Origin of the sequence: Pseudogemmobacter sp. W21_MBD1_M6 (assembly GCF_052119585.1) — a bacterium.
Lineage (GTDB): Bacteria > Pseudomonadota > Alphaproteobacteria > Rhodobacterales > Rhodobacteraceae > JBGQOJ01.
In genome coordinates this window covers 123,168-136,818 of sequence record NZ_JBGQOJ010000006.1, presented here as the reverse complement: position 1 = coordinate 136,818, position 13,651 = coordinate 123,168, and the positions used below count along the sequence as shown (strand labels likewise).

Genomic DNA, 13,651 nt, shown 5'->3' with positions numbered 1-13,651 from the left:
ATCAGACGGCCGCCGTAACGGCCCGCCCCGTCATCACGCCGATCAGATGCGCGCGATACTCGGGGGTTGCGTGCAGATCCCCGATCATCCCGTCAGCACTTGCCTTCAGACCCTTGATCGCCGCCGCCGAGAAATCCCGTGACAGCGCCTCTTCCGCCTCGGTCCAGCGGAACACGCCCCCTTCGGACGCGCCCGTCACCGCAACGCGCACGCCATCGGCGAACTTGGCGACAAAGACGCCGACCATCGCAAACCGCGAGGCTGGCTGCACGAACTTCTGGTAGTTGGACTTTTGCGGCACCGGAAAGCGGACCTCTGTGATGATCTCGCCCTCGTCCAGCGCGGTCGTGAACATCCCCAGAAAGTAGTCATCCGCCGGAATGGTCCGGCTGTTGGTGACGATCTGCGCCCCCGAGGCCAAAGCCGCCGCAGGATAGCAGGCGGACGGATCGTTGTTGGCCAGCGACCCGCCGATTGTTCCGCGCGTGCGCACCGCAGGGTCACCGATCTGGCCCGCCAGCCCGGCAAGTCCGGGATAGGCCCCGGCCCCCGCAGCCACCGCGCCATGCGTGGTGGCACCGCCGATGCACAGCAACCCGTCGTCGTTTGTGCAGATCCCCTTCATGTCGGGAATACCGCTTAGGCTGACCAGCGTGGCGGGTGATGCAAGGCGCTGTTTCAGCGTCGGGATCAGCGTTTGACCGCCCCCCAACGCCTGCGCATCTTCGCCTTTCAGCGCTGTTACCGCATCCGCAATGCTGGAGGGCCGTTCAAATTCAAAGTTATACATGGTTCGGCCTCCTTAACCGTTCATTGCAGACCATACGCGCTGTGGGGATAGCGGCATGTCGATATGGGTTACGTTAGTGTGGCCCGCGCGGTGCAGGGCGTCAATCACCGCATTGACGACGGCAGGGGGCGATCCGATCGCGCCCGCCTCGCCGCAGCCTTTGACGCCAAGCGGATTATGGGTGCAGGGCGTTACGCAGGAATGATCGACGTTGTAGAACGGCAGGTCATCGGCGCGTGGCATCGTGTAATCCATATAGCTGGCCGACAAAAGCTGGCCCTCGGCATCATAGGCGCACCCTTCAAGAAGCGCCTGACCGATCCCCTGCGCCACACCGCCATGAACCTGACCCTCGACGATCATCGGGTTCATCACATTGCCGAAATCGTCGGCTGCGGAAAAGCCCAGAACAGTGACCTGCCCTGTCTCGGGATCGACTTCGACCTCGCAGGCATAGGCGCCGGCGGGATAGGTAAAGTTGCCCGGATCGTAGAACGCGGTCTCTTCCAGACCCGGCTCCAGCTCTTCCAGCGGATAGTTGTGCGGGACATAGGCGGAAAAGGCGATCTCGCCAAAGGATTTGGCCTTGTCGGTTCCGGCAACGGTAAAGGATCCGTTCTCGAAAACGATGTCGTCAAGCGAGGCTTCGAGCATATGCGCTGCGATCTTCTTGCCCTTCGCGATGATCTTTTCGGTCGCCCGAACCATGGCCGACCCACAAACTGCAAGAGAGCGCGACCCGTAAGTGCCCATACCAAAAGGAATTTTCGAGGTGTCGCCATGGACGATCTCGACCTGTTCGATGCCGATACCCAGCATGTCGGACACGATCTGAGCGAATACGGTCTCGTGGCCCTGACCGTGGCTATGCGCGCCGACCATGACAGAAAGGTTGCCGGTGGCGTTCACCCGAACCGTTGCCGCGTCGTATAGTCCGACCCGCGCACCCAACTGGCCCACAAGGTTGGACGGCGCGATGCCGCAGGCCTCGATCCATGTCGACAACCCAAGCCCGCGCATCTTGCCGCGCTTGGCACTGTCCGCCACGCGCGCCTCGAAGCCGGCCGGATCGACCATCTCGACCAGACGGTCAAGCGTGGCGCCGTAATTGCCGATGTCGTAGACGACGCCGACGGGGGTCTGGTAGGGGAACTGGTCCGGCTGGATAAAGTTCCGGCGGCGCAGCTCCCATGGCTCCAGCCCCAGTTCGCGGGCGCATTTATCGACCACACGTTCGATCGAGAATGTCGCCTCGGGGCGGCCCGCCCCACGGTAAGCGTCAACTGGCGCGGTGTTGGTGAACACGGCCTTGACGTTCACATAGACCAGCGGCGTCTTGTATGGCCCCGCCATCAATGTTCCGTGCAGGAAGGTCGGCGTCACGGTGGCAAAGTTCGACAGATAGGCGCCGACATTGGCCAGTGTTTCGGTGCGCAGGGCAAGAAAGTTGCCCTCCAGATCCGTCGCCAGCTGAATCTTGGTGACGTGGTCGCGACCATGCGCATCGCTCAGGAACGACTCGGATCGGTCGGCGGCCCATTTCACAGGGCGGCCCAGACGTTTCGACGCCTCAAGCACCACAGCCTCTTCGCCGTAGTGGTAGATCTTGGAGCCGAAACCACCGCCGACATCGGGCGCGATCACGGTCAGTTTGTTTTCGGGAATGCCCATCACGAAGGCACTGATCAAAAGCCGCGTCAGATGCGGGTTCTGCGATGTCGTATACAGCTTGTAATCGCCGGTGCCGGGGTCGTAATCGCCGATCGACGCGCGGGGCTCCATCGCGTTGGGCACAAGGCGGTTGTTCACCAGTTCCAGCGTGGTGACATGGGGCGCTTTTTCGAACGCCTCGTCCACGGCGGCCTTGTTGTCCTCGATCCAGCCCCAGTCGAAACAGACATTGTTCTCGATCTCGTCATGCACCCGGTTCGCGCTGTCGGCCACGGCGGTCGCCATGTCGATGATCGCGGGCAAGGCCTCGATATCGGCGATGATCGCCTCGGCCCCGTTGCGCGCGGCGGCGATGCTTTCGCCAACGACAGCCGCATAGGCGTCGCCCACGTGGCGCACCTTGCCATGGGCCAGCACGGGGCGCTTTGGCTCTTTCATGGCCTCGCCGCCACGGCTTTGAATCAACCAACCGGCGGGGTTGCCGCCCTTGGCCACGAAATCCTCGCCGGTCAGAACCGCCAGAACGCCCGGCATCGCCTCGGCGGCAGAGGTGTCGATCGACACGATCCGGCCATGCGCCACCTGCGAGCGCACAAAGACCACATAGGTCTGGGCGTGCAAATTGATATCGTCTGTGTAACGCCCGCGTCCGGTCAGGAACTTGATGTCCTCGCGCCGGATTGTGCTGGCGCCGATGCCGTTGTCTTTAGGCATGTCTTCCTCCCAAAAGTCATATTGCGGGCAAGCGAAATAGCCGCCCCGCCGTCCGCGTTATTGCGCGGCGATTTGTGAAACGTCCTGTCCGCTGGCCGCCATGATCGCCTTGACGATGTTGTGGTAGCCCGTGCAGCGGCAGATATTGCCCTCGAGGTAATCGCGCACCTCGGACTCTGTCGGTCTGGGGTTCTCTTTCAACAGGGCGGCTGCGCTCATCACCATGCCCGGTGTGCAAAACCCGCACTGAAGCCCGTGATGATCCTGAAACGCCTGCTGGATCACGCTGAGCGACCCGTCGGCGTTTGCCATGCCTTCGATGGTCGAAACCGTAGCGCCGTCCGCCTCGTTGGCGAACATGGTGCAGGCCTTGACCGGCTCGCCGTTCACATGCACGACGCATGCGCCGCACTGCGATGTGTCACAGCCGACATGGGTGCCCGTCATTCTCAGATCGTCGCGCAGGAACTGCACCAGCAGGGTGCGGCCCTCAACCTCTCCCGAAACGGTCTTGCCGTTCACGGTCATGGTGACTTTTGTCATAGTTTCCTCCCTCTACACTTGGCTTCAGTAAATCACTTTGGGTCCGGGCGAGGTATTGCCCTTTAGTCGTAGATGGCGCTGTCCATCTTGTTAATGCTCTCGCGGTTGCGGGCGCGTCGGGATCTCTTTCAGCAACCCGCCCACCCCCATTTCGGCGATGTCGCGCGCCGTGACGGTGAGGCCGCAGGCGATCCGTTCCAGCACCCAATCCGCCCCGTTCAACGCGGGCGACCTTGCGCATCCGGGCAGGCCGATCACCGGCTTCCCCCCAAGATCGCCAAAGAACAGCAGGTTGCCGGGGTCGACCGGCATGCCAAAGCGCGTCACCTGCCCGCCCGCATCGCGCAGCGCCTGCGGGCCGACATCAAACGGGTCCGACGTGGCAGAGGCGGTGAGGATCAGCACCAACTCTCCAGTTGCGCGCCCGATCGCGGCGGCAACGGCGCCGGTGTCGTGCCGTGCGTCCAGCGTTTCGACCCCGGTCATTCCCAGCGCGGCAAGACGCGCGTAGACCGCCTTTGGTCTGGCCTCTGTCTCGGCCCCGGTGTGGGTGACGATCAGGGTCGCGCTGGAATAGATCACCGGCAAAACGCGGATCGCATCGGCGGCGGCACGCGCGGCGGCGGCCACGGCCTGCCCCGCCACCCCGTAGGAAATGATCTTGACCGTGCCGACCATCGTGCGCGGGACCACCCGCGTCAGGGGTGGCACGGTGGCCAGCGTGATCATCGGGTCGATCAGGTTCAACGCATGCAATTTGGCCACATCCAGTTCGACCACCCCGCGAATGGCGGAATAAAGATTCACCCGCCCGGTAAAGCTGTCCGAAACCTCGATCCCTGCCGCGACAGGATCGGGCACAACCGCACGGGCGATGGCATCCGCCGCCTCGTTCTCGTGCAGATCGTCCGCGTCAAGGCGGGCGACGACAACCGTCGCCTCGCCTGCGGCCTTCATCGCCGCAATATGGTCGGGGGTCAGTTCCACCCCTTTGCGCAACCGCTTGCCGCCCAGTTGCACCGAATGGGCAAGGATCGCACCCAGCGCGTCGTCGATAGGGACAGACCCGAAATACATCAGCGCCCCCGCAAAACCCGGGTGATCTGCGCCATGATCGACACGGCGATCTCGGCGGGCGATTTGGCCCCTATATCCAGCCCCACAGGCGCGTGGATACGGGCGATATCAGCCCCCGAAACCCCCGCATCGGTCAGGCGCGTCACCCGCTTGGCATGGGTCCGCGTCGACCCGAGGCACCCCAGATAGAACACATCCGACCGCAAAGCCGCCATGATCGCCGGATCGTCCAGCTTGGGGTCGTGGGTCAGCGTCACCACCGCCGTGCGCGCATCCAGCCCGTGTTTCGTCAGCGCGGCGTCGGGCCAGTCGTGCATCAAAACCGTGTCGGGAAATCGCTCCGGGCTGGCAAAGGCCTCTCTCGGGTCGATCAGAACGGGGTCGTAGCCGGCCATCCGCGCCATCTGCACCAGCGGCTGCGCGATGTGGACCGCGCCGATCACGGCCATTCGCAGCGGGGGATTATGGACGGCGATAAAGGTCGCGCTGCCCTCCTCGAAGCCGGATTTATCGCTGCGCATCCGTGCGGCAATAGACGCGCCCAGCGCCGCATCATCTGCATCCGCCAGACGCCGCTCCCATGTGTCGGTATTCACCACATAGGCCGCCGCACGCCGTTCTGCGCGGGCCGCGACAAGTGCCGCCAACAGATCCTCGGACATGGTGGCCACCGGTTCCACCAGCACACGAATGCGCCCTCCGCAGGCAAGCCCCACGGCAAAAGCCTCGTCGTCGCTGACCCCGTAGTCCAGAATGCGCGGCGCGCCGTCCTCCAGCGCATCCATCGCCTCGACCACAACCGCGCCTTCGACACAGCCGCCCGAAACAGACCCCGCAATCTCTCCGTCGCCGCTGATCGCCAGAAGGCTGCCAACAGGGCGCGGCGCAGACCCCCAGGTTTCAATCACACAGGCAAGGGCGGCCTTGCGCCCCGACCGGTGCCAGGCAAGAGCGGTTTCGGGAATTGCGTCGAATTCTACAGTCATCGGATCCTCCGTTATCCATGAATATGGGGCGGTTGATGCGGCTTGTCACATGGCAATTGCATGAGCGGCGGTTCTTTGGGACAAAGGTCGTAGTGATTGTATTTTTTTACCGGTAAAGATTTTTTATGTCGAATCCGAACACCCATGTCCGCACAGCCCGATTTCTGGCGCGTTTTGGCGCATGGCGCAGCCTTAGACGGCTGATTACCCGCCTGCATGCACGTAACGCGGGCCGCGCATGGGACATTCCCTTTGCGGTTCTGGACGAGCTTTTTGCCCGAACCGCCGGCGGATTACCCGATCTGGCCTATATGACGCTGTTGCTGCCACCGGGGCAATCCGCACTTTTTGGCGCGATCCTGCACAGCGCGCGCATCGGCGGGACGCTGCCGCTTGACGATCTCGTGGCAGACCGCACGATCCACCCTCTGACCCGGCTGGAGGCAAAGGGCTGGGCGCTTTTCCTGCGTCACCGCACCCTGCCCGCAGACCTTGGCGGACAGGGGCCGGCAAACCTGATCCAGTTCTGGGACAAATCCCCCCCGACAGAGATCGAGACCGGCCGTATCGCATGGGCTGGCGTTGCGGTGGGCAGCCATCGCATGTTCGACGATGTCACCGCCACCGACCAGCTGACAACGCTTTACGGCGCGCAAATGGCGCAGGTTTATCGCCGTCTTTGGCATCCGGCACTGAAATCAGACCTGTTCCGCGTGGCGTGGCTGGTGGCAAAGGGCGGCACCTATGTCGACGCCGACACGCTGCCGAAAAAGGGCGCGGCGGCGTTTCTGGCGGGCGCAGGCGAGGCCTGCTTTGCCGTGTCGTCCAGCAGCCTGCCCAAATGCGTGACGCTGAACCACTTTATCGGCGGCCCTGCGCGGTCGCCGCTTTGGACCGCCTATCTTGAACATATGCTGCGCCAGATCGGCACGCGGCAGGACGGGCCGATCTACATGCTGACCGGTCCGGGGGCCTTGACGCAGTTCCTGTATCGGCGGCGCGACGATTCCGTGATCGCGCCGCTGCGCCTGATCCCGTCCTGCGTGGCCCGGCGCCAGATCCTGAAACAGATCGACGCCCCCTACAAACAGACCGCCCGAAGCTGGAGCGTGTACGAGCATCAGATCGGGGTGCGGGACACGGATCTTCTGTCGGATTGATCCGGTGAAACCCGCCCGGCAAGACACGAAAAGGGCCGCGCGACCGGGGCGGTTCCCCTGATCGCGCGGCCCAATGGTTAGATTTTTGCCCGCAGCCTAGCGCGAGGCGACGACCTGTTGCAGGATCGGCGTAATGTCCCGCACGGAGACCCGGCGGTTTTCCCGCGCGTCCCCGTCTGATTTCACCTTCAGGTAGGCCTCGCCGTAGCCTTGAACCACAAGGTTTTCAGGCTGCACGTCGAAGTATTCCGTCAGGGCAAGTGCGACAGATTCCGCGCGTCTGTCCGACAGCGCAAGGTTGGAACTGGCGCTGCCGACCGCATCGGTATGCCCCTCGACAAGGAACAGCGCGCGCGGGTTGGCCGCAATGATGTTGCGCATTTCGGCCCCCAGCGCGGACAGCGCCTTTGCCTCGGTCGGATTGATCGCGGCAGAGCCTGTGTCGAACGTGATTGCATCCACCTCGATGGCAGGCACCATGTCGCGCACCCATTCGGTGTTGCGGATCTGGCGCAGGGAATAGCCACGGTCCAGGGCGGTGCCCGCCTCTGCCTCCAGCGCGCGGCGCAGGGCCGCCTCTTCCAACGTCTCGCCCTTCTTGATCGGCTTGATGTTCGCGGGGCGGGTTTTCGGCAGCGGGGCTGTCTCGATCGTGTCGTCGATAATCACGTATTCCTGCCCCTGCGCATTATAGCTGGTGCGGCGCAGGACCGTGCCGCGCGCATCGCGGATGGTGACCACTTTCGACCCGTCCTCGCGCAGGATCGTGCTGCGGGTAGAGCCGTCGTTGAACGTTTCCGTCGTCACGTCGGACCCGGGACGGCGCAGCAGCGTGTCATCGTCTTTCAGAACCTGAAGCGTGTCGCCGCGTTGCACGACCACGCGGTCGCCGGTGTTCGCCACGACCTTGTCACCGTTTTTCAAAAGTGATCCGACGATCACCGCGCCGGTGCCCAGCAGCAGGAATTTCTCGAAGTTGCTGAGGCCCTTTTTGCTGGGGGCGGCGGCCGTCGGGGTGCCATCGGCGGTGGTTGCAAAGTCCTCGCTGCTGGATCGCGCGGTTTCCTCGGTCACGACCTCTGTCGTGACTTCGGGCGCCGGAGCGTCGGCCTGAGGTTCCTCACCGGCAGGGGCTGCCGCTGCCGCAGCAGAGGGGGCCTCGGGTGCGGGTTCTTCAACTGTCTCGACGGGATTAGCGGCGTCCGCCTCAGTCGTCCCTACCTCGACCTCAGCCTCTGCCTCTGCTTCTGCGGCTGGTTCTGCGGCTGGTTCGGGTGTCGGTTCTGCTGTTGCTTCAGCGGCGGGTTCTTCGATTGCATCCGCAGCCGGCTCTTCCGCTGCCGCCTCGGCAGGTGCGGGTTCGGCGACGGGGTCTTCGACCACAATTGCAGGTTCGGCAGGGGCCGCGTCAGGGGCCGCCTCTGGCGCAGGGGTTTCGGTGACGGTCTCAGTCACGGGCTCTGTCACGGGCGCATCAGCGGCAGGTGCAGCGTCGACAACAGGTGCCGTCTCCTCGACAATGGGCACCCCTTCAACCACAGGGGCTTCGGCGGCTGGGGCGTCAGTCGCAGGCAGCTCTTCGACCAAAGGAACTTCGGCTGCGGGCACCTCTTCAACCACAGGGGCCTCGACCACAGGCGCGACCTCCTCTGCCGGTGCCGCCTCTTCCGTCGTGGCTGCGGCGTCAGGCATTACCTCTGCCGGTACTGGAATGGCTTCTATTCCCTCTGCACAGGGCAGCTCGGTTCCATCGGCACAGATCATTGGCACGGCGTCGCCGGTAACGGTTTCCTGCGCCATCAGTGGCAAGGCAGAGGGCAGCAGCAGCGAAAGGCTGGCAACGAGGGCGGTGCTGGTCTTCAATAGGCGAAGGGTCATGGGACGTCCTTACATAAGTCTGGTTCGCGAAATTAACGCAGACCTGCCACCCTTGGTTCCCGTTCACCATACAACTGCCCGTGACCGCGCGGCTTTCCGCCTAACCCAGTGCCTTCATCAGGCGCGTTTTCTCGCCCGTATCGTCGGGGCGGGACATCGCGTCGGCCAGTCCCTGCAACGACGCGATATTGTGGCCCGCGCGAAAGCTGTCCACATGCGGCAGCATCGCCGCGATGCCCTTGGCCTTGGGTGCGAAGCCGTCCCAGCGCAACAAGGGGTTCAGCCAGATCACGCGGCGGGCGGACAGGTGCAGCCGCTCCATCTGGCGGGCCAGCGCATCCGCATCGTCGCGGTCCAGCCCGTCGGTGATCAACAGCACGACCGCCCCCTGCCCCAACACCCGGCGCGACCAGTTGCGGTTGAAATCGGCAAGGCATTCGCCGATCCGCGTGCCGCCTTCCCAATCCTGCGCCTCTGCCCCTGCGGCGGCCAGCGCCGCATCCACATCGCGGTTGCGCAGGTGGCGGGTGATGTTGGTCAGGCGGGTGCCAAAGGTAAAGGCGTGCACCTCGGACCAGCCCGCGCCATTCTGGTTCGACACCGCGTGCAGGAAATGCAGAACAGCGCGGGAATAAGTCGACATAGAGCCCGAGATGTCGCACAGCGCCACAAGACGCGGCCAGCGGACGCGCTGTTTCTTCGAGGCGAAATCGCGCAACTCTCCGCCAGCGCGCAAGGACGCCCGCATCGTGGCCCGCCAGTCGGGGTGCGCACCGTAATGCGACGCGATCGTGCGGCGCGACTTCAGCGGTTTGATCGGCAGGCTGAGACGCGCCAGCATCCGCTTGGCCTCCGCCATCTCGGACAGGCTCATCTGTTCAAAGTCGAGGGTGCGCAGGCGTTCCTCGGTGCTGGTGGTCAGGGTCGCGTCGATGTCGAACGCGGTCTCTTCGCGCTGCTCTATGGCGGGCGCATCGCGCGTGGCACCGTCCAGCAGCGCCTCTGCCGCCCGTTTTTCCGCCGCCTTCAGCACGCGCTCCTCGGCCACCCCACGGATCGCGGGGATCATCAGCGACATCATATGTTCCAGGAACTGCGGGTCGCGCCAATACAGCCGGAATATCTGGGCAAAGACATCGCGGTGTTCAGGCCTGGAGACAAAGCAAGCGTGCAAGGTCCAGTAGAAATCCTGTTTGCTTGAAAACCCCGCCGCCTGAACCGCGCGGATCGCGTCGATCACCCGACCGGATCCGACAGGCAACCCCGCACGGCGCAGGGCGCGCGCAAAATGCGTGATGTTATGGGTCAGCTTCGGGTGATCGGGAAGATCGAGGGCGGGATACTCAACCATGGTGGCACGCCGGCCGATCCGGGGAATTCGAGTATTTAAGGAACAAAGTAAGGCAAAACTGTCTCATGCCGGCGCCATTGTCGCCCTGGCCTCCTCCAGCAGGCGCTTTGCCTCGGAGCCCTGGATTTTCTGGATGTCGTCCTGATATTTCAAAATCGCGCCCAGAGTGTCCGAAATCACCTCTGGCGACAGGGTGATGACATCCAGCGCCAACAGGCATTTCGCCCAATCGATGGTTTCGGCCACGCCCGGTTTCTTGAAAAGATCCTCGGTGCGCAGGCGCTGCACAAAGGCCACCACTTCGCGGCTCAGCGCCGCCGAGGCCTCGGGCACGCGGGCCTGAAGGATCTGCATCTCGCGGTTGAAGTCAGGATAATCGACCCAATGATACAGGCAGCGGCGCTTCAGCGCGTCATGCACCTCGCGGGTGCGGTTCGAGGTCAGGATCACGATCGGCGGCTCTGGCGCATGGATCGTGCCGAGTTCCGGGATTGTGACCTGAAAATCGCTGAGCGCCTCTAGCAGGAAGGCCTCGAAGGGTTCGTCGGTGCGGTCAAGCTCGTCGATCAGCAGCACTGGCGCACCACCGGCCTGCGGGCGCAGGGCCTGCAACAGGGGGCGCTCGATCAGATAGTCTTCGGTGAACAGCTCGGTCTTGAGCATATCGCGGTCCGCGCCCCCTGCGGCCTCGGCCGTGCGGATGGCGATCATTTGCGCGGCAAAGTTCCACTCATAGACGGCGCTGGACGCGTCAAGCCCTTCGTAGCACTGCAAACGGATCAGACGGCGGCCAAGGGCGGCGGCGATGGCCTTTGCGATCTCGGTTTTGCCGACGCCTGCCTCGCCCTCCAGAAACAAGGGGCGGCCCAGACGCAGGGACAAAAAGACCACCGTCGCCAGCGCGCGCCCGCAGACGTAGTTCTGGTCTGCCAGCATCTGCTGCACCGCGTCGATTGAAACCGTTTGGTCAGTCATGGTCACACTCCTTCTGAATGGCTAAAGCTGCATGCCCCATGCACCGCGTCAAGGGGGCCTTTGGTCTTATGCTTGCGCCTGCCTCTTGCCTGCGGCATTGAGAGGCAATGAATCCGTTGACAAGAACCCGCCTGATGACCCTTGTCGCTGCCGCCCTTGGTGCTGCGGCGTTCATCGCGCTGTCGCTGCCGCTGCCATTGTTGTTGGGGCCGATGGTCGGATGTCTGGTTTTCGCGCTGGCCGGCGCGCCTTTGCAGGGCATGGGGACATTCGGCGTGGTGATGCGCACCTTTCTGGGGGTGGCAATCGGCACGACGGTGACGCCGAACCTGATCCAGGAGTTACCCGGCTACGGGCCGACATTGCTTTTGATCCCGCTGTTTGTGGCGGTGATCGGGGCGGTGGGGTATCCGTTTTTCCGCTATGTCATGGGGTTCAACCACGCCACCTCGTTCTATTCGGCGATGCCGGGCGGGTTGCAGGATATGCTGATCTTTGGCGAAGAGGCGGGCGGCGACGTGCGCGCCATGTCGCTGATCCATGCGACGCGCGTTCTGGTCATCGTGACGGCGGCACCGATCCTGATGACGCTGGCCTACGGCATCGACCTGTCCGCCGCTCCGGGCCGCCCCGCCACCGATGTGGGCGTTGTGCAAATCCTGATCATGATCGCCGCGGGCCTGCTGGGCTGGAAAGGCGCAGAGCGGATCGGCATGTTCGGCGCGTCAATCCTTGGGCCGTTGATCCTGACGGCGGTTCTGTCGCTGTCCGGCATCATCCAGTCCCGCCCCCCTGCCGAAATGATCTGGGCGGCGCAGTTCTTTATCGGCATCGCGGTCGGATCGAAATACGCCGGTATAACCGGGCGGGAACTGCGTATCGATGTGGGGGCCGGACTGGTCTACAGCCTGTTTCTGGCGATCATCGCGCTTGTCTTTGTCGAGGCGGTGTTTCTGGTGTCGCCCGCTGGCACGCTTGAGGTCATTCTGGCGTTCCTGCCCGGCGGGCAGGCCGAAATGGCGGTGATCGCCATTGTGGCGGGCGCCGACGTCGGCTTTGTCGTGGCGCATCACCTGTTGCGGATCTTTGTCGTTATTCTTGCCGCCCCGTTTGTCTCCAGGTGGCTGGACAAAGAGGCACTTTAGCCTCTGCTTCAGCCTGTGCGACCTAATGCGGGAATTGCCCTGCGGCCAATGCCTTGTTAAGCCTGTGGTCAATCAAGGTTCATCCGGAGAATACCAATGACCATGCAGCCCAAGCTTTCCGCCAAAGACGCCCCCGACCTGTCGCGCTTTGATTGGGAAGATGCCTTGCGTCTGGAGGACCAGCTGACCGAGGACGAGCGGATGCTGCGCGACGCGGCGCGAACCTTTGCGCAGGATGTGCTGCAACCGCGCGTGATCGCCGCCTACCGCGACGAGGTGTCCGACCCCGGCATGTTCCGCGAAATGGGCGAGGCCGGGTTGCTGGGCCTGACCCTGCCAGAGCAATACGGCGGGCTGGGCGCGTCCTATGTCACCTACGGGCTGGTCGCACGCGAAATCGAGCGCGTCGACAGCGGCTATCGCTCGATGATGTCGGTGCAATCCTCGTTGGTGATGTATCCGATCTATGCCTACGGCACCGAAGAGCAGCGGATGAAATATTTGCCGAAGCTGGCATCGGGCGAATTCATCGGCTGTTTCGGCCTGACGGAACCCGACGCGGGGTCCGACCCCGCCGGCATGAAAACCCGCGCCGAAAAGACCGCGACGGGCTACAGGATCACCGGATCGAAGATGTGGATCTCGAACGCGCCATTTGCGGATGTGTTCGTGGTCTGGGCCAAGTCCGACGCGCATGACGGCAAGATTCGCGGCTTTGTTCTGGAAAAGGGCATGGACGGCCTGTCCGCCCCCAAGATCGGCGGCAAGCTGTCGCTGCGCGCCTCGACCACAGGCGAGATCGTGATGAAGGGGGTCGAGGTGGGCGAAGAGGCCCTGCTGCCCTTCGTCGAGGGGCTGAAGGGGCCGTTCGGGTGTCTGAACCGCGCCCGCTATGGCATTTCCTGGGGTGTTCTGGGGGCTGCGGAATTCTGCATGCATGCGGCAAGGCAATACGGTCTGGACCGCAAACAGTTCGACAAACCCATCGCGCAGACGCAGCTGTTCCAGAAAAAGCTGGCCGATATGTTGACGGAAATCACGCTGGGCCTTCAGGGGTCGTTGCAGGTGGGGCGTCTGATGGATCAGGGCAAAGCGGCCCCAGAGATGATCTCGATCATGAAGCGCAACAACTGTGGCAAGGCACTGGATATCGCGCGGGCCTCGCGGGATATGCACGGCGGCAACGGCATTCAGGAAGATTACCAGATCATGCGCCATATGGTGAACCTTGAAACGGTGAACACCTACGAGGGCACGCATGACGTTCACGCGCTGATCCTTGGCCGCGCGATCACCGGCTTGCAGGCGTTTTTCTAGGCAGCCCCGCACGACAGTGCCCAATTCTGGCCATGCGCCGAAAG

At 63.4% G+C, this 13,651-nt stretch carries 11 protein-coding genes; 3 read left to right on the top strand and 8 right to left on the bottom strand.

The features are described from left to right. Position 1 precedes the first annotated feature (1 nt). The 5 genes from ACEN2R_RS09275 to ACEN2R_RS09255 form a co-directional block, all read right to left on the bottom strand. The gene (locus ACEN2R_RS09275) at positions 2–790 is read right to left on the bottom strand and encodes an FAD binding domain-containing protein (protein ID WP_442041489.1); all 789 of its coding nucleotides are present in this window, start codon (positions 788–790) and stop codon (positions 2–4) included. A gap of 12 nt (positions 791–802) precedes the next feature. Continuing rightward, positions 803–3,175 (bottom strand): xanthine dehydrogenase family protein molybdopterin-binding subunit, encoded by a 2,373-nt coding sequence (locus ACEN2R_RS09270; protein ID WP_442041487.1) that lies wholly within the window; start codon positions 3,173–3,175, stop codon positions 803–805. A 57-nt stretch (positions 3,176–3,232) separates the two neighbouring features. Next, on the bottom strand, positions 3,233–3,718 hold the full coding sequence (locus ACEN2R_RS09265; protein ID WP_442041485.1) for a (2Fe-2S)-binding protein: 486 nt from the start codon (positions 3,716–3,718) through the stop codon (positions 3,233–3,235). 90 nt (positions 3,719–3,808) lie between these two features. Further along, entirely contained in the window at positions 3,809–4,795 is a 987-nt protein-coding gene (locus tag ACEN2R_RS09260) for a molybdopterin-binding protein (protein WP_442041483.1), read from the bottom strand. Continuing rightward, positions 4,795–5,781, bottom strand: coding sequence for an XdhC family protein (locus tag ACEN2R_RS09255; protein WP_442041481.1), 987 nt, complete (start codon positions 5,779–5,781; stop codon positions 4,795–4,797). The genes ACEN2R_RS09260 and ACEN2R_RS09255 overlap by 1 nt, the downstream gene beginning before the upstream one ends. A 125-nt stretch (positions 5,782–5,906) precedes the next feature. Between ACEN2R_RS09255 and ACEN2R_RS09250 the strand changes: the two genes are divergently transcribed. Continuing rightward, entirely contained in the window at positions 5,907–6,941 is a 1,035-nt protein-coding gene (locus ACEN2R_RS09250; protein ID WP_442041479.1) for a glycosyltransferase, read from the top strand. 96 nt (positions 6,942–7,037) lie between these two features. Here the strand turns inward: ACEN2R_RS09250 and ACEN2R_RS09245 are convergent, their stop codons facing one another. The 3 genes from ACEN2R_RS09245 to ACEN2R_RS09235 form a co-directional block, all read right to left on the bottom strand. After that, positions 7,038–8,819 carry an OmpA family protein gene (locus tag ACEN2R_RS09245; RefSeq protein ID WP_442041477.1) on the bottom strand — a complete coding sequence of 594 codons (1,782 nt, stop codon included), beginning with the start codon at positions 8,817–8,819 and terminating at the stop codon, positions 7,038–7,040. A gap of 100 nt (positions 8,820–8,919) precedes the next feature. Then, entirely contained in the window at positions 8,920–10,170 is a 1,251-nt protein-coding gene (locus ACEN2R_RS09240) for a vWA domain-containing protein (RefSeq protein WP_442041475.1), read from the bottom strand. Between the two features lie 63 nt (positions 10,171–10,233). Then, a complete protein-coding gene (locus tag ACEN2R_RS09235; protein ID WP_442041473.1) occupies positions 10,234–11,145 on the bottom strand; it encodes an AAA family ATPase in 912 nt (303 codons plus the stop codon). 134 nt (positions 11,146–11,279) lie between these two features. Between ACEN2R_RS09235 and ACEN2R_RS09230 the strand changes: the two genes are divergently transcribed. Together ACEN2R_RS09230 and ACEN2R_RS09225 are read left to right on the top strand one after the other, a co-directional pair. Beyond that, on the top strand, positions 11,280–12,290 hold the full coding sequence (locus tag ACEN2R_RS09230; RefSeq protein WP_442041471.1) for an AbrB family transcriptional regulator: 1,011 nt from the start codon (positions 11,280–11,282) through the stop codon (positions 12,288–12,290). A gap of 96 nt (positions 12,291–12,386) precedes the next feature. Continuing rightward, the gene (locus ACEN2R_RS09225; protein ID WP_442041469.1) at positions 12,387–13,607 is read left to right on the top strand and encodes an acyl-CoA dehydrogenase; all 1,221 of its coding nucleotides are present in this window, start codon (positions 12,387–12,389) and stop codon (positions 13,605–13,607) included. Positions 13,608–13,651 lie beyond the last annotated feature (44 nt).